General features: G+C 57.6%; 16 protein-coding genes and 1 riboswitch. Of the genes, 9 read left to right on the top strand and 7 right to left on the bottom strand.

The window, feature by feature from the left end:
* The first annotated feature begins 77 nt into the window (after nucleotides 1-77).
* Complete coding sequence (locus tag QWJ34_RS03260) at nucleotides 78-1,172, top strand: HRDC domain-containing protein (protein WP_302725604.1); 1,095 nt, start codon at nucleotides 78-80, stop codon at nucleotides 1,170-1,172.
* A gap of 2 nt (nucleotides 1,173-1,174) precedes the next feature.
* Here the strand turns inward: QWJ34_RS03260 and corA are convergent, their stop codons facing one another.
* Complete coding sequence (gene corA, locus QWJ34_RS03265) at nucleotides 1,175-2,110, bottom strand: magnesium/cobalt transporter CorA (RefSeq protein ID WP_302725605.1); 936 nt, start codon at nucleotides 2,108-2,110, stop codon at nucleotides 1,175-1,177.
* A gap of 124 nt (nucleotides 2,111-2,234) precedes the next feature.
* The gene (locus QWJ34_RS03270) at nucleotides 2,235-2,399 is read right to left on the bottom strand and encodes a hypothetical protein (protein WP_302725606.1); all 165 of its coding nucleotides are present in this window, start codon (nucleotides 2,397-2,399) and stop codon (nucleotides 2,235-2,237) included.
* 374 nt (nucleotides 2,400-2,773) lie between these two features.
* Nucleotides 2,774-2,879, top strand: a riboswitch (SAM riboswitch).
* Between the two features lie 377 nt (nucleotides 2,880-3,256).
* Between QWJ34_RS03270 and metA the strand changes: the two genes are divergently transcribed.
* The 5 genes from metA (at nucleotide 3,257) to mqnC (ending at nucleotide 8,712) form a co-directional block, all read left to right on the top strand.
* Nucleotides 3,257-4,201, top strand: coding sequence for a homoserine O-acetyltransferase MetA (metA, locus tag QWJ34_RS03275; RefSeq protein WP_302725607.1), 945 nt, complete (start codon nucleotides 3,257-3,259; stop codon nucleotides 4,199-4,201).
* Nucleotides 4,202-4,354: 153 nt separating this feature from the next.
* Complete coding sequence (locus QWJ34_RS03280) at nucleotides 4,355-5,539, top strand: PLP-dependent transferase (protein ID WP_302725608.1); 1,185 nt, start codon at nucleotides 4,355-4,357, stop codon at nucleotides 5,537-5,539.
* Between the two features lies 1 nt (nucleotide 5,540).
* Complete coding sequence (locus tag QWJ34_RS03285; RefSeq protein WP_302725609.1) at nucleotides 5,541-6,818, top strand: trans-sulfuration enzyme family protein; 1,278 nt, start codon at nucleotides 5,541-5,543, stop codon at nucleotides 6,816-6,818.
* Nucleotides 6,819-6,952: 134 nt separating this feature from the next.
* Nucleotides 6,953-7,315, top strand: a complete 363-nt coding sequence (locus QWJ34_RS03290) for a DUF1304 domain-containing protein (RefSeq protein WP_302725610.1) — start codon at nucleotides 6,953-6,955, stop codon at nucleotides 7,313-7,315.
* A gap of 260 nt (nucleotides 7,316-7,575) precedes the next feature.
* Nucleotides 7,576-8,712 carry a cyclic dehypoxanthinyl futalosine synthase gene (gene mqnC / locus QWJ34_RS03295; protein WP_302725611.1) on the top strand — a complete coding sequence of 379 codons (1,137 nt, stop codon included), beginning with the start codon at nucleotides 7,576-7,578 and terminating at the stop codon, nucleotides 8,710-8,712.
* A 138-nt stretch (nucleotides 8,713-8,850) separates the two neighbouring features.
* On the opposite strand, the gene QWJ34_RS03300 is transcribed toward mqnC, so the two are convergent.
* From QWJ34_RS03300 to QWJ34_RS03315, 4 genes are all read right to left on the bottom strand, one after another.
* The gene (locus tag QWJ34_RS03300; protein WP_302725612.1) at nucleotides 8,851-9,876 is read right to left on the bottom strand and encodes a FecCD family ABC transporter permease; all 1,026 of its coding nucleotides are present in this window, start codon (nucleotides 9,874-9,876) and stop codon (nucleotides 8,851-8,853) included.
* Nucleotides 9,873-10,892, bottom strand: a complete 1,020-nt coding sequence (locus QWJ34_RS03305) for a FecCD family ABC transporter permease (protein WP_302725613.1) — start codon at nucleotides 10,890-10,892, stop codon at nucleotides 9,873-9,875. Before QWJ34_RS03305 ends, QWJ34_RS03300 begins: the two co-directional genes overlap by 4 nt.
* A gap of 9 nt (nucleotides 10,893-10,901) precedes the next feature.
* Nucleotides 10,902-11,879 (bottom strand): iron-hydroxamate ABC transporter substrate-binding protein, encoded by a 978-nt coding sequence (locus QWJ34_RS03310; protein ID WP_302725614.1) that lies wholly within the window; start codon nucleotides 11,877-11,879, stop codon nucleotides 10,902-10,904.
* Between the two features lie 246 nt (nucleotides 11,880-12,125).
* Entirely contained in the window at nucleotides 12,126-13,943 is a 1,818-nt protein-coding gene (locus QWJ34_RS03315; protein ID WP_302725615.1) for a S9 family peptidase, read from the bottom strand.
* A 226-nt stretch (nucleotides 13,944-14,169) separates the two neighbouring features.
* Between QWJ34_RS03315 and QWJ34_RS03320 the strand changes: the two genes are divergently transcribed.
* Together QWJ34_RS03320 and thrS are read left to right on the top strand one after the other, a co-directional pair.
* Nucleotides 14,170-14,841 carry an HAD family hydrolase gene (locus QWJ34_RS03320; protein ID WP_302725616.1) on the top strand — a complete coding sequence of 224 codons (672 nt, stop codon included), beginning with the start codon at nucleotides 14,170-14,172 and terminating at the stop codon, nucleotides 14,839-14,841.
* A gap of 522 nt (nucleotides 14,842-15,363) precedes the next feature.
* Nucleotides 15,364-17,301: a threonine--tRNA ligase gene (thrS, locus tag QWJ34_RS03325; RefSeq protein WP_302725617.1), complete on the top strand. Its 1,938-nt coding sequence runs from the start codon at nucleotides 15,364-15,366 to the stop codon at nucleotides 17,299-17,301.
* Between the two features lie 442 nt (nucleotides 17,302-17,743).
* Here the strand turns inward: thrS and QWJ34_RS03330 are convergent, their stop codons facing one another.
* Nucleotides 17,744-18,226: an HTH domain-containing protein gene (locus tag QWJ34_RS03330; protein WP_302725618.1), complete on the bottom strand. Its 483-nt coding sequence runs from the start codon at nucleotides 18,224-18,226 to the stop codon at nucleotides 17,744-17,746.
* Between the two features lie 699 nt (nucleotides 18,227-18,925).
* On the opposite strand from QWJ34_RS03330, the gene liaF reads away from it, so the two are divergent.
* Nucleotides 18,926-20,233 (top strand): cell wall-active antibiotics response protein LiaF, encoded by a 1,308-nt coding sequence (liaF, locus tag QWJ34_RS03335; protein ID WP_302725619.1) that lies wholly within the window; start codon nucleotides 18,926-18,928, stop codon nucleotides 20,231-20,233.
* Nucleotides 20,234-20,255 lie beyond the last annotated feature (22 nt).

The raw sequence follows: 20,255 nt of genomic DNA on the forward strand, positions 1-20,255 counted from the left end.
TCTCTTACATGTCCAATGTAGGAGGGGTGCTTTTTTGCGTTGCGGCTGAAATCTGCGGAAGAAAGCGGGAGATGGGGATGACGATCGTATTTTTGAACCGGATGGAGCAGGAAGGGGAACGGGAGGTTCGCGCCGCCCAGGTATGGATCGAGGAAGAAGGCGGGCTGTGGATCAGCGGCTGGAACGAAGACGGGGCGCCGGAATCCGCCGCGCGTGAAATCTGGTACGAAGGAAGCGCCTGGAACGAAATGCTGGCGGTCTACCGGCATATGCTGGCGGCCAAGCTGGCGGAAGGGTACCGACCGATTATCCGGGACACGTTCCAGGAATTTCTCGAATCCGGCCAGCGCGGACGTTTTACCCAGAAGTTGGTCTGCTACAGCGAACTGAACGCCAACGAAGAGCTGTACAAAAAGCTGGCGGCATGGAGACGCGTCCGGGCGACGGAAGAGCACCGCGCGCCGTATCTGATTGCGACCAACCGCGCGCTGCGGCTGATCAGCACTTTCCTGCCGCAGACGCTGGAGGAACTGCGCGATCTGCCGGGCATCGGCGAGAATACGGTGCAGCGCTACGGCGAACTGCTGCTGGAGCAGATCGCGGGCGCCGAACGCGCGCATGCTTTCCCGCTCGATTGGGTGGAACGCCGGCTGGACGAAGAGGAATTTACAGCCTGGACGTACAAAAGCAAAGAACGCAAATTCAAGCGCGAAGCGGAACGGGTGCGGGCGATGCGGCTGCTGCTGGAAGCGTCCAAGTCGGGCGGCTCGCTGTCGCAGATCGGCCAGGAGAGCGGGTTGGAGCGGCGCGATCTGGTCGAGATGATGGAATCGCTGGAGAAAGACGGCTACGACCTGGAACCGGTCATTGCGCACGAACTTCAGCTGATGCCGGAGCGCGATCGCGAAGCGGTGCTGTCGGCTTATGCGGAAATGGGCGATTCGTTCCTGAAGCCCGTGCTCAAAAAAGTATACGGAGAAGAACCGCCGAGCGAGCCGGGCCTTGATATTCTGTACGAACAGCTCAGAATGCTGCGCATCCTGCACCGCCGTACGCAGAACGCCGCGCAGCGGGAAGCCCAACCGGAAGCATCGGCGGGAGCACCGGAAATCGTTGTTTCTCCCCAAACAAAAAAAGACGCGCAGGCGCGTCGGGAAGTCAATGCGGGCTGATTTTACAGCCATTCTTTTTTGCGGAACAGGGTATACATCGTCACGCCCAGCGTGACCATCAACCCGATAACCAACGGGTATCCGTGTATCCAGTGCAGTTCGGGCATATGGTCGAAGTTCATGCCGTAAATGCCGGTGATGACGGTCAGCGGCATGAAGATCGTCGTGATCGCCGTAAACACCCGCATGATATCGTTGGCGCGGTTGGCGATACTCGACTGGTACGCTTCTCGTAAGTTGCCCATCAGGTCGCGGTACGTATCGAACGTTTCGGAGATCTTCACGGCGTTTTCGTAAATATCGCTGAAGTATTTTTGCAGCTGGTCGTCGATCAGGCGCAGGTCTTTTTTGTTCAGCGTATTGATGACTTCCTTCTGCGGACCCAGATTCTTTTTCAGCCACAGAATTTCGCTTCGCAGCCCGATGATTTCGTTCAGATGCGTGCGTTTGGTGTGCATCAGGATATCTTCTTCCAGCATTTCGATCCGGTCTTCGATCCGGTCGCCGACAAGGAAGTAGTTATCGACCACAAGGTCGACGAGCAGATACAGGAATTTGTCCGGCGTGCTGACTTCCTGTTCCCACATCACCGGTTTGACGGCGCGCAGTTCGTGAATCTTCTGCCGCGTAACCGTGATGATAAAGTGCCGTCCCAGAAACACGTTCAGGGCGCGCATAAAAATTTCTTCGTTATCGAAGCGGATACTGTTGACGACGATAAAGTAGTGATTCTCGTAAATTTCGATCTTCGGGCGCTGTTCTTCTTCGCTCAGGCAGTCTTCGACCGCCAGATCGTGCATGCCGAACATCGGCTGGAGCACGACCAGGTCGTCCAGATCCGCGTCGATCCAGTAAAAGCCTTCTTCGGGAGCCAGCAGAGCCGTCTTGATGTTGTCGATCGGCGTAAATACGCCTTGGTTGACCAGTCTGATTTTCATGCGGTTCACTCCTTCGAAATCGGACGAGTCTCTCGTCCTTGGGTAGTCTCGAATTTGCGGGAGAACGCAGGAAAAAACAGGCCGTCGCCGGAACGGGCGTCGCCTTAACAGGTTGAACCGAAGTTCAGCCTTTAAGGCGGCGGCCGGTCAGTGAACTTCCGTACATGGAGGCATTGACGCCGGTCGGCCGTTTTTTTCTTTTGTCGAATAAACGCTGCATTCTCGCTCGCTTGGGCCTCGGGTCGCCGTCCATCTGAAATTCACCCCTTGTTTTCAACATTGTTTTCATAAAACCCTCGTTAAGTATACCCCGCGTCCCTAGGCCTTTCAAGGCTTTGTTTGTGACGCTTTACGGATATCATATCGGCTGAAAAGAAAGGAAAGTGTACAGCGGCTCGAAGAGAAGCGAAGACGGTTCCATAATATAGAAAAAGACGGGGCCGAGACCGCCTCCCGGCGCAGAACTATCGACTTTACGTTCGATGCCCCGCGCCCCGCATACCGGTCCGGATGAACCGTTCGTTCGAAGAAGGGTTCGAAGTCCACCGTTGTCTTTTAATAAGATATGTGTATAATTAATTTCAAGTTATCCCGACCAAAAACGGAAGGGAACCCGACAATTGAATACTTCGGCCCCGCGCGCAGGCGCAGCCGAAAAGTGGAATCTTATCAAGAGCAGGTGGAGGGACTAGCCCGATGAAACCCGGCAACCGGCGACATAGTCGTACGGTGCTAATTCTTGTAGTTACCATGCGATCGAAGACGAGGCACGAGTCGTTAAGTGTTTAGTCGTCATGGCCCAATGTTTATCCCCGTGCAATCCGAGGCAAGCGCCCAGCGCGCCGACAGCCTCTATTGTCACGGAAACGTTGCAGTCCATAGCGGCTTCACATCCAACGCTCTAGGACCTACGCGAGCCAGACGGGACTTTAAGTCCGTCGCTGCGAGCCTCCTCTGCTCCTTTCGCATCTACATGGTAACTAACAGATGAGAGAGGCGCTATCTATCTATAGACCTTTCTCGGCTTGCCCGGAAAAGGTCTTTTTTGTACCCTGAAAAGCCCAAAAAACCTTCCCGGCTGCCGAACGCTCGATATCCCGCTTTATCCGCAGTTTCTTATCCCATCCAAAGGAGTGAAACGAAGAAATGCCGATTAAAGTGCCCGACAATCTGCCGGCCAAAGAAGTGCTGCTGAAGGAAAATATTTTCGTCATGGACGAGAGCCGGGCGTACAGCCAGGATATCCGTCCGCTGCGCATCGCCATTTTGAACCTGATGCCGACCAAGGAGACGACCGAAACGCAGCTGCTGCGTTTGATCGGCAACACGCCGCTGCAGGTGGATATCGCGCTGCTTTATCCAAGCTCGCATACGTCCAAGAACACATCGGAAGAGTATCTGAACACCTTTTACAAAACGTTCGACGAAGTCAAGCATCTGCGCTTCGACGGCATGATTATTACCGGCGCGCCGGTGGAGCAGCTCGATTTCGAACAGGTCAGCTATTGGGACGAGATCCGCAAGATCTTCGAATGGTCCAAACACAACGTGACTTCGACCATGCATATCTGTTGGGCCTCGCAGGCGGGTCTGTACCATCACTTCGGCGTCAGTAAAGTTCCGCTGCCGGAGAAATGTTTCGGCGTATTCCCGCATACGCTCAATAAAACGAACGTGCAGCTGCTGCGCGGCTTCGACGAATGCTTCTTTGTCCCGCATTCCCGGCATACGGACGTGCGGCGCGAAGACATTCTGCGCAATCCGGAGCTGGAGATCCTGGCCGAATCCGACGAAGCGGGCGTGTATCTCGTCGCGACGAAAGACGGCAAGCAGATCTTCGCCACCGGACATTCCGAATACGATCCGCTGTCGCTCAAATGGGAGTACGACCGAGATATCGCCAAAGGCATGGACATCGAAGTGCCGAAAAATTATTTCCCGGGTGATGATCCGACCCAAAAGCCGCTGTCTTCCTGGAGAGCGCACGCCAATCTGCTGTTCTCCAACTGGCTGAACTACTATGTGTACCAGGAAACGCCGTTCGACCAGGTCGAGCAGGAAGTATTCAGCGATTACGGCGCGGGCATCTGACCGGCGCCGCCGCTGCGCATGCCGTTTCGATTTCCGCCGAGTTTGCGTATACGCCCCAATATCCGGTCCATCCGCCGCTTTGCCGCCTAGCTGTTCAACGAGTTCGCGCGGCGGCGGCGTTTTACTCTATTTGATTGCAGGAGGAATGTGAACATGAAAGACGACAGACAGCTCAAAATCGAAAGCGCGCTGGCGCAGATCGGCTCCCTTGAGGACCCTGCGACAGGCGCGGTCAATTTCCCGATCTACCATTCGACGGCGTACCGTCACCCGGGTCTCGGACAAAGCACCGGTTTCGATTATACGCGGACCAAGAATCCGACCCGCACGGTGCTGGAAGAAGCGTCCGCCAGACTCGAATCCGGCGATGCCGGCTTTGCGTGCAGCTCCGGCATGTCGGCGCTCCAGACGATCTTCGCGCTGTTCGGACAGGGCGACCATCTGATCGTTTCGCTCGATCTGTACGGCGGCACCTATCGGCTGCTGGAACGCATTCTGTCGAAGTTCGGCGTGACGGCGTCCTACGTCGATACGAACGATCTCGACGCGATCGAGAAGCTGCGCACGCCGAATACCAAAGCCGTCTTTATCGAAACGCCGACCAATCCGCTGATGATGGTGACGGATATCGCGGCGGTGGCGGAGTGGGCGAAGCCGCACGGGATTCTGACCATCGTGGACAATACGCTGCTGACGCCGTTCTTCCAGCGCCCGATCGAACTCGGGGCGGATATCGTCGTGCACAGCGCGACCAAATATCTGGGCGGCCACAACGACGTGCTCGCCGGGCTGATCGTCACCAAGGGCAAAGAGCTGTCCGAAGAAATGTTTTTCCTGCACAATTCGATCGGCGCCGTGTTGAGCCCGACCGATTCGTATCAATTAATGAGGGGCATGAAAACGCTGGCGCTGCGCATGGAGCGGCACGAGCAGAACTCGCTGGCGATCGCGCGCTTCCTGCAGGAACATCCGCAGATCGAAACCGTGTATCATCCGGGCCTGCCGGAGCATCCGGGTTATGACGTGCAGAATCGGCAGTCGAGCGGCAACACCGGCATTTTCTCGTTCAAAGTCAAAGACGCGCGCTGGATCGAGCCTATTCTGAAAAATATCCGGTTGATCGCGTTTGCCGAAAGTCTGGGCGGAGTCGAGTCGCTGATGACCTATCCGACCGTGCAGACGCATGCGGATATTCCGTTGGAGATCCGCGAAGCGGTCGGCGTCGACGAACGGCTGCTGCGCTTCTCGGTCGGGATCGAGCATATCGACGACCTGATCGCGGATCTGGACGGGGCGCTGCAAGCGGCGCTGCGCGAAACGGAAGGAGCGGGGAACTGATATGACGGACGAACGCAATCCCGAAGAACTGAAAACGGGCACCGAGAAGCCGGCGCAGCCGCAGGGCCGCGCAGGCGATGCCGCGCCGAACAATCCCGGGCAGCTTCAAACGCCGCATGAAGCGGCGGAAGCGCTCAAGGACCGGCACTTCGATACGAAGCTGATCCATTTCGGCGCGGAGATCGATCCGGCGACCGGCGCGTCCAGCGTGCCGATCTACCAGGCGTCGACGTTCCACCATTTCGATATCTATAACCCGCCGCAGTACGATTACAGCCGCTCCGGCAGCCCGACCCGTCAGGCGCTCGAAGATTATATCTCGCTGCTCGAAGGCGGGGCGGGCGGCTACGCCTTCGCGTCCGGCATGGCGGCGATTTCTTCGGCGCTGATGATCTTCTCCGCAGGCGATCACCTGATCGTCACGGAGGATGTGTACGGCGGTACATACCGGCTGCTGACGACGATCCTGAGCCGGATGCAGATCGAGACGACGTTTGTCGATATGACCGATCTGCAGCAGATCAAAGCGGCGCTGCGTCCGAATACCAAAGGCGTATATATGGAGACTCCGTCCAACCCGACGCTGAAAATCACCGATATGGGCGCGATCGTCGAATGGGCGCGGGAACACGACCTGCTGACGCTGGTCGACAATACGTTTATGACGCCGTACTATCAGCGGCCGATCGAACAGGGCGTCGATATCGTGCTGCACAGCGCGACCAAGTTCCTGGGCGGGCACAGCGACGTGCTGGCGGGTCTTGCGGTGGCGCGGACGCCGGAACTGGCGGCCCGGCTCAAGCGGCTGCAGAACGGTCTGGGCACGGTACTCGGCCCGCAGGACAGCTGGCTGCTGATCCGCGGCATGAAAACGCTGGGCGCGCGCATGGAGCGCGGCGAAGAAAGTTCGCGCAAGCTGGCGAAGTGGCTGTCGGAGCGCGGCGATATTCCCGCGGTGTATTATCCGGGCCTGCCGGATCATCCGGGCCGGGAGATCCAGGAGAAGCAGTCCACGGGCTACGGCTCGGTCGTTTCGTTCGACGTCGGCTCCGAAGAACGCGCGAAGCGGCTGCTGAGCAAGGTCAAGCTGCCGCTCGTGGCGGTGAGCCTGGGCGCGGTCGAAAGCATCCTGTCGTATCCGCCGATGATGTCGCACGCGGCGATGCCGCGCGAGGTGCGGCTGGAACGCGGCATCGCCGACGGCCTGCTGCGCTTCTCGGTGGGGCTTGAGAACGTGGACGACCTGATCGCCGATCTGGAGCAGGCGCTGGCCGATTAAAGATCGGGGAAACGGCGCAGCCGGAGCCATGCAATAAATGTATGGCAGTCTTCAGTTTGCTAAAGGGCGGCCGCCGATTTTTCTGTTACAATTGGGACGGATTTGAACTTGAAGCGGAAAGAGAGGAACCCCCCATGCAACTGGCGGCAAATATTCTGGTCGCGCTGATCGCGGTGCTGCACGTGTATATCCTGATTCTGGAGATGTTTATGTGGAACAAGCCGCGCGGGCTGAAAGCGTTTGGGCTGGATCAAAGACTCGCCGACGAAACTGTATCGCTCGCGGCCAACCAGGGCCTGTATAACGGCTTTCTGGCGGCGGGACTCGTGTTCGGGCTTGTGTATCCGCATGCGCCGGCAAACGCGCATATTCAGATCTTTTTCCTGGTCTGCGTCATGGTCGCCGGTATTTACGGAGCGGCCACGGCCAAGAAGCAGATCCTGTTTATCCAGACCGTGCCGGCGCTGATCGCGCTGATTGCCGTTCTGCTGGCTTGATGTTGGCCGGAAGCATTCTAAGGGATTCGCCTCCTTGCGGCGACCGGAAGCCGGACCGTTTCGACGGTTCCGGCTTTTTTTATTTTGCCCGAAATGCAGGGATTCCGAATATTTTATTCTGGGGGCAAGTGTGGTAGGATTAAATGTATTGCAGGTTCTTTTCGAATTTTAAATTTTCAAAATAGAGATTTGTATCGCAGATCGAAACAGCCCGGACCCACCATCATTTGAACTTATTTTCACAAAGGAGGCTGCATGAAATGAGTGCGGTTGACACAATACTGGATAAAGCTTTAAACGGGGGACGCCTCGATGTGGAGGATACCATCGCCCTGTACGAATCGGACGAAGTCGAGAAGCTGGGGCATGCCGCCAACCAGCTGATGCTGCGCAAAAATCCCGATCCGATTACGACATTCGTGATTGGACGCAATGTAAACTATACGAATATATGCGATGTATTCTGCCGCTTCTGCGCGTTCTACCGCCGTCCGGGCTCGCCCGAAGGCTATGTGCTGCCGGACGAGGTGATTCTGCAAAAGATCCAGGAAACCGAAGACGTCGGCGGTACGGAAATCCTGATGCAGGGCGGGGTCAATCCGGACCTGCCGTTCGAATATTATCTGAATATTCTGCGCAAGATCAAGCAGCATTTCCCGAATGTTACGATGCACTCGTTCTCCCCGGCGGAGATTATGAAGATGCAGAAATTGTCCGGGATGTCGATGGAAGATACAATCCGCGCGATTCACGAAGCCGGCCTCGATTCGCTGCCGGGCGGCGGAGGCGAGATTCTCGACGACCGTACCCGCCGCAAGATCAGCCGTCTCAAAGGCTCGTGGCGCGATTGGATGGACGTCATGCAGACGGCGCATAAAGTCGGCATGAACACGACGGCGACGATGGTCATCGGCTTCGGCGAATCGTTCGAGGAACGCGCCCTGCACCTGCTGAGAGTACGCGAAGCGCAGGACGAGTGTATACAAAACGGCTACAATTCCGAAGGTTTCCTGGCTTTTATCTCCTGGACGTTCCAGCCGGACAACACCAATATGAAAGTGGACAAGCAGACGCCGGAGCAGTATCTCAAGAACGTGGCGATCAGCCGCATCGTGCTCGACAATATCAAGCACTTCCAGTCGTCGTGGGTCACGATGGGGCCGGAAGTCGGCAAGATGTCGCTGCAGTACGGCTGCGACGACTTCGGCAGCACGATGATGGAGGAGAACGTGGTCTCCGCCGCCGGCACGACGCACAAAGTCAATATCGAGCAGACGCTGGATATTATCCGCGCGGCAGGCAAGACGCCGGCCCAGCGCGATACCAAATACAATATCCTCAAAGTATTCGACGACGAAAGCTACAAGATCCAACGCGACTTTATTATGCAAAATTAGTAGAAGTTTCGCGGACAAAGTTTCGATAATCTATCAAAAACGCCCCTGCGCGAACATCGCGGCAGAGGCGTTTTTTTGTGTTTCGAGCACAGGGGAATCGGACGGGGCCGTTTTATCCGAATTCGTTCCGTATTCCGTTCAGCCCGGCTTTTTGAGCAGCAGAAACAAAAAGTACGGAGCGCCGATAAAAGCGACCACGATGCCGGCCGCCAGTCCGTCCGCGCCGCCGACGTTCCGGCCGATCGTATCGGCCAGCAGCAGCAGCCAGCCTCCGGACAGCACGGATACCGGCACGAACCGCTGATGCGCCGGTCCGACCAGAGCGCGGGCGATATGCGGCGCCATCAGCCCGATAAACGCGATGCCGCCCGTCACCGATACGGCGGAGGCGGCCAGCGCGACGGCGGCCAGCAGCAGCAGGATGCGGTCGCGCTGCACGTGCACGCCCGCGCCGACCGCGGACGATTCGCCCAGCGACAGCAGATTGAGCGCTCTGGACTTGATCAGCGCATACGGGACCAGAACGATCAGCCAGGGCAGCAGGGCCAGTACGAACGGCCAGTCGGTGCCCCAGATATTGCCGGCCAGCCAGCGGGAGATAAAGTCGACTTTGACCCGGTCGACCGACGAGATCAGCACGATCATGACGCCGGACAGCGCCGTGGAGAAGCCGACCCCGGTCAGGATCAGCTTGATCGGCTGGACGCCCTCGCCGGGCTTGTAAGCGAACAGGTAGATCAGGGTCGCCGTCAGCAGCGCGCTGGCGAACGCGACCGCCGGCAGCAGGTAGACGAACGTTCCGACATCGATCGGCGCAAACAGGAAAAAGATCGCGACGCCGACTCCGGCGCCGGAATTGATGCCGACGATGCCGGGATCGGCCAGTTCGTTGCGGGTGATCCCCTGCAGGATGGAGCCCGACAGAGCCAGCGCCATCCCGGCCAGCAGCGTAACCGCGATGCGCGGCAGACGGATCGAGAACAGTACGAATTCGTCTTTGAACGTGCCGTGCCCGAGCAGCGTCGGCAGAATCCGGTCGTAAGACACGGTGGACGCTCCCAGCCCCAGGCTGACGAAGAACGTGACCAGAATCAGCGCGGCCAGCGCGATAACGGCCAGCTGCGGTCTTTGCGGAAGCCGCATTCGGCTTGACAGAGTCTTCATGACAGGGACTGCCCTCCTTTGCGCACGATAAACAGGAAGAAAGGCAGACCCAGCACCGCCACGATCGCGGCGACCGGCGTTTCCAGCGGAGCGTTGAGCATCCGTCCCAGCGTGTCGGCCAGCACCATGAAGGTGCCGCCGAATATGGCGGACAGCGGCAGGACGGTCCGGTAATCGGTGCCGGCGAATATCCGGACCAGATGCGGAATCATCAGGCCGACGAAAGCCAGATTGCCGACAAGCGACACGGCCGCGCCGGCCAGCAGCGTAATGACGATATACAGCGCCAGCTTGATCCAGCCCGTATTCAGGCCGAGGCCGACGGCCGTCGATTCGTTCAGGCTCAGAATCGTCAGCTGACGCGACAGCAGAACGGCAGCGGCCAGACCAGCCAGAATAATCGGCGAGACCGCCTGAAGCTGGCTCCAGGTGGTGCCGATCAGCCCGCCCGAGGTCCACATGGAGACGCTTTTGGAGATTTTGAACTCCAGGCTGATCGCTTCCGCGGCCGCCGACAGCAGCGCGGACACCGCCGCGCCGGCCAGCACCATGCGAATCGGCGCCAGCGTCTTGCCGCGCAGCGCGAGCAGTCCGAATACGAACAGCACGCCGACCGCCGCGCCGATAAAGCAGGCGGTCATCACGCCGAAGTAGCCGGCCGCGGGCGCAAAAGCGAAGACGACGGCCAGCGCCGCGTTGGCTCCGGCGGTAACGCCGAGCAATCCGGGATCGGCCAGCGGATTGCGGGTCAATCCCTGCATGATGGCGCCGGAAACGCCGAGCGCCGAACCGACCAGCAGTCCGCCCAATTCGCGCGGCAGGCGCAGCTCGCGGATAATCGTAACGTCGCTGTTTGCGGCGCCCGAGCCGGTCAAAGCGCTCCAGATGTCCGCAAGCGAGACGCTTTTGGCGCCGACCAGGATCGCGCCGATAAATACGAGAACCATCAACGCGAAACCCAGCAGCAGTTTAAACGGAAACGAACGCGGCAGATAGGACGATACGGACTTTTTCATACGAAAAAGTTACTCGCCCAGGAACGATTTTTTGATGAAATCGAGCTGGTAATCCAGCGACAGCGCGTCGTTGAAATAGAAGCCCGTCGCGTCGACTTCGTACACATGGCCGGCTTTGACCGCAGGAATGTTCTTGTACGTATCGGTGTCCTGGAACGAGTTGTCGCCGGTCAGCGTTTTGCTGAAGATCACGTAATCGCCGAGATACTCGGGCAGCACTTCCAGCGACAGATCGTAGTAACCGTCCTTGGACGTCATTTCTTTGACTTTGTCCGGCATTTTCAGGCCCATCGCCTGATACAGCACTTCGGTGCCGCGGCCCCAGGCGTCGCCGAAGATGTACAGCTGTTTGGCGTCGCCTTCCATAACCGTAACCGTTTTGTCTTCGCCGATCTTCGCTTTGATTTCCTTGCCGGCTGCTTCGGCGCGCGTTTTGAAGTCCTCTACCCACGCGGCGCCTTCGTCGCCTTTGTTCACGGCTTTGGATACTTCTTCGATCTGCGTCAGATAGTCGACCTTATTGTATGTATAGGTGACCAGCGGCGCGATCTGCTTGAGTTTGTCGGCATTCTTGACATCGCTCGAAGCCAGGATCAGGTCCGGCTGCAGTTCGATGATCTTCTCGATATCGTCGGCGGACACTTCGGTCGCGTTCGCGAGCTGGTCCTGGAAGTTCGGGTTGGCTTTGGTCCATTGATCGACGCCGACGACCGGAACGCCGAGCTTGAGCAGGGTGCCGGTGTAGCTGGACAGATCGACGACGCGCTGCGGATTGGCCGGTATTTCGACCGGACCCGTCTCCGACTGGTACGTCACCGTGCCCGTTTCGCTGCCGGCCGCGGCCTGGTCTTCTTTATCGGTCGCCGACGCCGTGCCCGCAGCTGCGGTCTTGCTGCCGTCCGTTTGGCCGGCGGTTTCGTTCTTGCCGCCGCACGCGCTCAGGACGAGGAGCAGAATGAGGACGAGCGGGAAAAGATATTTTTTCATGATGTGTAGACTCCCTTTTTGGTTTGATCTCAATCGACAACGATAATCGTTATCAATTGGTGCAATATCCAAACCTTAAAGCCGTGCGGTTCGTTTGTCAATACTTGAAAATGGGAGCAGCCAAAACGTTTCGCCGCCGCCCGCCAAACCGAAAGCCCGCTTCCGGCGCCCGAAGGCGGTTCGAAAGCGGGCTTCTATTCGTTAAAAAGGTTATGCGTTTTCTCGTGCGAATCCGGAACCTCCTGTTCAAGTGCCGGCGTTCGCCGTTTGTTCCTTGACCGCTTTTTCAAAAAATTCAAGCACCGCGCGGTAAACCTTCATCTCGTTTTCTTTTTTGGAGAATCCGTGTCCTTCGTCATCGAGCACGATGTATTCGACGTTCGCGCCTTTATCGTTCAGCGCTTTGACGATCTGGTCCGATTCCGCTTTGACGACGCGGGGATCGTTGGCGCCCTGGATCACCAGCATCGGCCGCTTCATGCCGTCCAGGTAAGTGATCGGCGAGTAGGCCGTCAGTTTTTCTTTGTCTTTGACCGGATCGCCGACCCACTGGTTCATCAGCGGCTTCCAATGGTCCGGCACGGAGTCGATAAACGAGAACAGATCGCTCGGCCCGAAAATATCCACGACGGCTTTGAAATAATCGGCATGGCGTCCGTGCAGCAGCAAAGCCATGTAGCCGCCGAAGCTTCCGCCCATCAGCAGCAGCTTGTCGCGATCGGCGTAGCCTTTTTCCGTGATCCAGTCGAGGCCCGCGATGTTATCGAGTCTCGGACCGTCGCCCCAGTCGCCTTCGACTTTTTTGCAGAAGTCCAGGCCGTAGCCGGTGGAACCCCTGAAGTTCGGCGCGAAGATATGGAAGCCCCGGCTGACCAGGAACTGGAACAGCGAACGGAACGCGAGCCGCTCCGCCGCCTGCGGTCCGCCGTGCGGCCACAGGATCGTATGCCCGTTGGAGGAGTCTTCCGGCGCCCGGAAGAACAACGCTTCGATCTCCAAGCCGTCGAACGACGGATACGTCAGCACTTCCGGACGCACCAGTTCTTCTTGCGGGATACCCGGCACGCCGTAATTCGTCAAAGGCGTCCAGTCGTCCGAGAAGCGCTCTTTTTTGAAAATATTGGTCGGACTGACGGAACTGCGCCCCAGCACATACAGATTGCCGCTTTCGGTTACTTTCAGCGAACCGATCGTGTCGACCGGAAGCGGAACGCCCGCCAGGGTACCGTCTTCGAGCGTGTAAGCGTAGAGATAATCCGATACGCCTTTGCTCGCCGTCAGGTACAGCAGGCCGTGTTCTTTGTCGCAGCTGACCGAAGTAAAGTCCACGCCTTCCAGCTCCAGCACTTTGGTCTTGGTCTCGGACGCGGCGTCGAATCGGGCCAGATACGTGAAATCCCCGCCCGCGTTGGTCAGGAAATAAAGTTCGCTGTCGCTCGTAAACGCGCTGTCCGTTACCGTGTATTCGCCTTCGGCGTCCGGATCGAGCGAAACGTGCTTGTCCCCGTAGCAGACAAAGCCCGGCGCATAAGTATTGGCAAAATGTTTGACGTAAACGAGGTATTCTTCTTTGGGACTGACATCGGTCAGGAATACCGGCGCGTCGCCGGAACCCTGCAGAACCGACACTTCCTGCCCGTTGCTCAGGTCGCAGCAGAGCGCGCTGAGGTAGGTCGGGTCTTCCTTGGTCGACGTGTAATACAGGCGCTTGCCGTCTTCGGACAGGATCGGCGTCATATGCCGGTGTCCTTCCTTGACGCACAGCGGAAGCAGCTCGCCGCCTCTCGGATGCAGCGCGTAAAGCTGGGAATTCTCGTCGCCGTCCCGGTCGAAACCGACCACGAGGAACCGCCCTCTTTTGTCGTATTTGATGGCATGGCAGCTCTGTCCGTTAAAAGTAAGCGGATACGGGAAAACGTTCGGAAGATCCATCGCCCACAGATCAAACTTGCCGCTGAGGTTGGTGCTGAACACAAGCTGGTCCTCGTCCGGAGCAACCGCAAAATCTTCGATCGCGAATGTACGGAAGAACTGCTCGACATCCGGTTTTTTAAACGTTAGCATGGAATCCTCCTTAGTGTCGGCCTGTCGCCGTTTATTGGATGCTGCAAGCTTACCCTGTACTCAATTCGCCGCCCGAGCCCCGAATCCTGCCGAAGCTCGGCGAAAAACGACCACTGGACAAATGAACGACCGCGGCGGAATTGGGTATAAGAAAGAAGAGACATAGCCGGGAACCGAATGTCGGGAAGCCGGCGGCGAAAGAATCAAACGGCGGGAGGACGAGAAAGTGGCGGAACAAACAGAAGCAATCCAAGGGGCACAGGTGCTGGCGTTCGATTTGGACGGGACGCTGATCGATACGTCGGACGCGATGCTGGAAGTGTATCATCAGGTGTTCGAGGAAGCGATCGAAAGCGGCGACGCGCAGGAACAGCCGTCCAAAGAAGAGATTTACGCCAGCTTCGGCATGATCGGCAAAGAAGCGTGGCGAAAAGTCGCTCCCGACATGTCGGAAGAGCAGCACCGCAAATACAAACAAAGACACGACGATCTGCTGGACGAGAAAATGAGCAGGGATTCTTTTGCGCTGCCCGGCGTGCCGGAGCTGCTGAAGGAGCTGTCCCGGCATTACGAGATCGCCACGGCCAGCAACTGCGGCGAAGGTTATCTGAACAATGTGCTGCGCAGCGACGATCTGGGCGAATACGTGACGTACAAACTGTGCGCCGGGGTCGTCGAAGCTTCGGAGAAAAGCGAAGTGCTCGAAGAGCTGAAGCGCCGAGCCGAAGGGAAAAAGATCGTGATGGTCGGCGACCGGAAATCGGATATCGACGCCGCCAGGAAAGCCGGCGTGCCGGTAATCGGCGTGGAATCGGAATTTGCCGAACCCGGCGAGCTGGACGAAGCGGACGCGGTGATCGGCAGGATCACCGATCTGCCCAAGCTGCTGAAAGGTTGAATCCGCTGCCGGCGCCGGGGCGCCCGTTCGCGCTTATGGAGCGTCGCAAGCGGACATGTCTTGACGCTCGCCGCGCTACGGCTTATAATGAACAGCAGCAAAAGCGACGACGAAGACATGAATGACGGGCGATCGGCACCGCGGCAGAGAGAGGGAACACGGCTGAAATTTCCTCCGGACCGGCCTGCATTTACCCCTTTCGAGCTGTGCTTTCGAACCTTTGCAACGGGAATTTGCCGTAAAGGGAAGTAGAGAGCGCCGGAACCGCACTTCCGTTATTGATGTGCTCAATGAGGGCTCCGAAGCCCGGCATCCCGCTTAGTGCGCGCCGCCGGACGATTAGAGCCGAATCAGGGTGGAACCACGGGTATAACGCTCGTCCCTTCGCGGGACGGGCGTTTTTTGACGTTCGCTTCCGCATATCGACCAGGCGCGAACCCGGCGGAAGCGTCCGCCGGGACGGATCGGCGAGTATCGATCCGGATGCGCTTCACTTACATTTTCAGAGGAGGAATTGGAATCATGGCACTCTCTATCAGTCTTCCGGACGGCTCCGTCCGGGAATACGCGGACGGCAGCACGATCGAAGACGTCGCCGCGTCCATCAGCAGCAGCCTGCGCAAAAACGCGCTCGCGGGCAAACAAAACGGAATCGTGGTGGACCTGGGCACCAAGCTCGAAAACGGCGCGAATATCGAAATCGTCATGCCGGGTTCGCCGGAAGGTCTCGAAGTGGTCCGCCACAGCACGGCCCACCTGACCGCGCAGGCGGTACGCCGCCTGTTCGGCACGAAAGAAGTGCATCTGGGCGTAGGTCCTGTGATCGAAGAAGGCTATTACTACGATATGGATCTCGAGCACGGCCTGAACCCGGAAGATCTCCAGAAGATCGAGAAAGAAATGGAACGCATCGTCGGCGAGAACCTGCCGATTACCCGCCGCGAAGTGAGCCGAGGCGAAGCGCTGAAAATCTTCGGCGAACTGGGCGATCCTTACAAGATCGAGCTGGTCGAAGCGCTGCCGGAAGACTCGATCATCACGATCTACGACCAGGGCGAATTCTTCGATCTGTGCCGCGGACCGCACGTGCCGTCGACCGGCAAGCTCAAAATCTTTAAGCTGCTCAGCGTAGCCGGCGCTTACTGGCGCGGCGACAGCAAAAACAAGATGCTCCAGCGTATTTACGGCACGGCCTTTTTCAAAAAGGCGGAGCTGGACGAGCATCTGCACTTCCTGGAAGAAGCGAAAAAGCGCGACCACCGCAAACTGGGCAAAGACCTGAAAATGTTTACGTTCAGCAATCTGGTCGGACAGGGCCTGCCGATCTGGCTGCCGAACGGCGCCAAGCTGCGCCGCACGCTGGAGCGTTATATCGTCGACCTGGAAGAAAGCCTCGGCTACCAGCACGTGTACACGCCGGTGATGGGCAACGTGGAATTGTACAAAACGTCCGGTCACTGGGAACACTATCAGGAAGACATGTTCCCGCCGATGGAGCTGGACAACGAATCGCTGGTGCTGCGCCCGATGAACTGTCCGCACCATATGATGGTGTACAAAAGCGATATGCACAGCTACCGCGAACTGCCGATCCGCATCGCGGAACTTGGCCTGATGCACCGCTACGAAATGTCGGGCGCGCTGACCGGCTTCCACCGCGTTCGCGCCATGACGCTGAACGACGCGCATATTTTCTGCCGTCCCGACCAGATCAAGGAAGAATTCGGCCGCGTCGTGAAACTGATCGCCAAAGTCTACGAAGACTTCGGCATCGACAGCTACCGCTTCCGCTTGTCGTACCGCGATCCCCAGGATACGGAGAAGTACTTCCAGAACGACGAGATGTGGGAAATGTCCCAGCGCATGCTGCGCGAAGTCGTGGAAGAGCTTGAACTGCCGTTCTACGAAGCGGAAGGCGAAGCGGCGTTCTACGGACCGAAGCTCGACGTGCAGATCAAAACGGCGCTGGGCAAAGAAGAAACGCTCTCGACCGCGCAGCTCGACTTCCTGCTGCCGGAGCGCTTCGAGCTGGAATACGTCGGCGACGACGGTCAGAAGCACCGTCCGGTGGTTATCCACCGCGGCATCATCAGCACGATGGAACGCTTCACGGCGTTCCTGCTGGAGAACTTCGCGGGCAATCTGCCGCTGTGGCTCTCGCCGATGCAGGCGAAGATCATCCCGGTATCGGGCAACTACAGCGAGTACGCCGAGCTGGTGGCGGATCGCCTGAGAGAAGCCGGCATCCGCGTCGAGACCGACGTGCGCAACGAAAAGCTGGGCTACAAGATCCGCGAAGCGCAGCTTGAGAAGTCGCCGTACATGTTCGTCGTCGGCGAGAACGAGAAAGAAGCCGGCGCGGTATCCGTGCGCAAGCGCGGCGAAGGCGACCTCGGCGCGAAGCCGCTGGACGAAGTCATTGCGCTGCTCCAGGAAGAGATCAGAACGCGCAAGATCTAAGCGGGGTTTGGAAATAGGAATGGCAACGTAAAAGCGAATGACGAAAGCCGCTCCGTAACGGAGCGGCTTTCAGATTGTCGAGAAACGATTGGATGTTAACCTAAATAGGTAGATTACATTGGAATGAAAGATCGGGGAAAGGGCTGGAGAATTAAAGCGATTGGCAAGGCGAATCTAAAATAGATGCGTATATACCCTTATTCCGGCTTAATCTTGCGTTTTCGAGAAAATAACTGCGCTCATACACTTATTTCGTGCTTTTCCGCTTCGATTCGGCTTTTGGCTCCCGAATAGCTGCACCTGCGTCGCTATTTGAAGAAATCGAAGAGTTTCGCACCAAATAAGTGTACCTGTGCCACTATTTTCCGTTTGGTACCCTACCCGGCTTTCTCGATGCCCTGGAAGCCGCTCCGTAACGGAGCGGCTTTTTTACGCGGTCTTTTCACTCTTTTGCGAAGATCAAATGCTGCATGGAAAGCACGTTGACGGCCAGTTTGAATCTGTGCTCGGGATCGATCGGTTCTTGATTCAAAAATTTCCGGATCTCCGATGTTTCGATGCGGCTGTAGACGGAGAACGTATCCAGACTCAGATCGAAGCGATCCATCAGACCCGTAATAATCGCTCTTGTGCGGTCTTCCGGATCGATTAACGGATGATCGACAGCCAAGGCCAGATTCATGACGATGACTCTCGCCCGGTCATCGAATCGTTCGGTGATCGAATCGAAATCTCCGGAAAACCCGGCGGGTTTCGAAAACGGTTCTGCCCGCAGCGCTTCCACAACGAGCTGTTCGCCTGCGCCGGTCAGCCGGCTTAAAGAACCGATCGAGAACCGGTATTTCTTATGCAGCAGCCGTAAACAATCCCGAAAATCTACGCGGTTGGATTCAATTTCTTTTTCGTCAAACTCCTTATCGCTCATCTTGCTCCCCCTTACACAAAGTTTCTTCCATATAAGTAAGTATACCCTCTATTCTCCGCCTTTGGACTGATGCCGGCGTCCTTCTTCGGAAACGCTTCGTCTCCGCTTCGGGACCGCCGGAATGTTCGCGCTGCGGGCCGAAAGGAAGATCGGGCGCGCGCCGCTTACGGGCGGTGCGTTCTTCGCGCATACTGGATAAAAAAGCGAAGGGATGCGAAAAAAATGAAAAGAACGCGGGCAGGAAAGTGGTTTCGGAACGTTTTACGGAGATTGCGCTTCGGGAACGAACCGGTTCGGACGGAGCGCAGCGGGGAAAGCCGGATCTTCGGAATACGGGAAGGCAGCGAAGAAGCGCCGGAACGCGTCGGGCTGCCCCGCCGCAGAAACGGTTCGGCTGCCCCGCCGCAGAAACGGTTCGGCTGCTCCGGGCAGCGCTTTTCTCCGGGATTGGCAGCAGGAGCTGGAGCTGGACCGGATGCGGACGCGCGCGCTGTAAGACGGACGCCGCCCGCAGTTTCGCCCGCACGGCCGCCTCGGTCTTGAGACCGAGGCGGGTTTCATTCCCGCGCCGCTTTCGCCCCCCGGTCCTTTTTTTGTACACTTGGGATATCCAAGAAACTTCCGCGGGCTGGACGCAGGCTGCCGGCTTCCGCTTTATCCAAGCAGTTTACAGGCATATTTTATAAGGAGGAACTCATCATGAAAAAGAGCGGAGCGTTGTGGCTGATTGCGATCGGCGGTATATTTCTGGCTCAACAGCTCGGATATTTCCATTTCAGCATCGGCGGGGTCATCCGTACGTTCTGGCCGATGATCCTGATCGTCATCGGACTCCAGCAGGTCATGAACAAGAAAAAGCACGGATCGAGCCTGGTCGGGAATCTGGCCATGGTGGCGATCGGCGGATACTTCCAAGCGCGCAATCTGGGTTTGACCACATTGAGTTCCGGCGAGTTTTTTAAATTCTTTATCCCCGCCGCGCTGATCGCAACCGGCATTTACGTGCTGGTCAGACCGAGCCGGACGCCGTCGCATATGCCGGGCCGCCCCGAAGCTCCGCAGGAGTTTTACGGGGACGTGCCGCCTCAGGCGCCGCCCGGCTATCGTCCGCCTCCGGTTCCCCCGGCTCCGATCGAACCGCTGGAGTCGCCGCTCGACCGGATGTTCGTGAACCTGGACAAGCCGGACCCGCAGGAAGAAGAGCGGGAGCGCCGCGAAAAGTCCGGTCGCTACGGCGCATGGAACGAAGACGGCGAAGACGATAACGGCGGCAGCGCCAAGCGCGCGCACGGCGGAGCCGAATTCCAGAAGATCGGCGAGATGGCCCGCGATATCGGCCGTCAGACCGGTGAGCAGATCCGCAAAATCGATTTTTCCGGCCTGGCCGACGAGGTGCGCACGGAAGTAAACAGCGCGATGGACGATCTCAAAAAGTCGATGGGCAAAGAACATAAAAAGAACGGCAAACACGGATCGGCGGGCATTTCGCTGGAAAAAGAGCCTTTTTCGGAAAGTTTCGACGAGGACGGCAGGTTTTACGAAGGCTGCCGCGAAGACAACAGAAGAGCGTTTTACGACCGCGAAGAAATGAAGAAAGCGCGCGAAAAAGCGGACAAAGGCAAAAAGCAAAAAACCGTCAGCGAATCGAACTTTATCGGCGATTATTATATCGGCAAAGAGTATTTCCGGCTCAAACCGCTGAATATCTCCCACTTTATCGGGGACACGGTGATCGACCTGACCAAAGCGCAGATTCCTTACGGGACGACCAGAATCAATATCTCTTCCTTTATCGGCGATGTGATCGTCTACGTGCCGAACGATCCCGAACTTGGACTCCGCGCGAACAGCAGCTCGTTTATCGGCGACCACGACGTGCTGGGTCATACCCGTTCGGGCATGGTCAGCGGAGTAAACGAAACGCAGAATTACGAGGAATGCGCGAAGCGGATCAAGCTCTCGGCCAGTTCGTTTATCGGGGATGTGCACGTAACGGTGGTCGGTTAATACAATCACGGGAATACAAAGG

Source organism: Saccharibacillus sp. CPCC 101409 (assembly GCF_030518235.1).
Classification (GTDB): Bacteria; Bacillota; Bacilli; order Paenibacillales; family Paenibacillaceae; genus Saccharibacillus.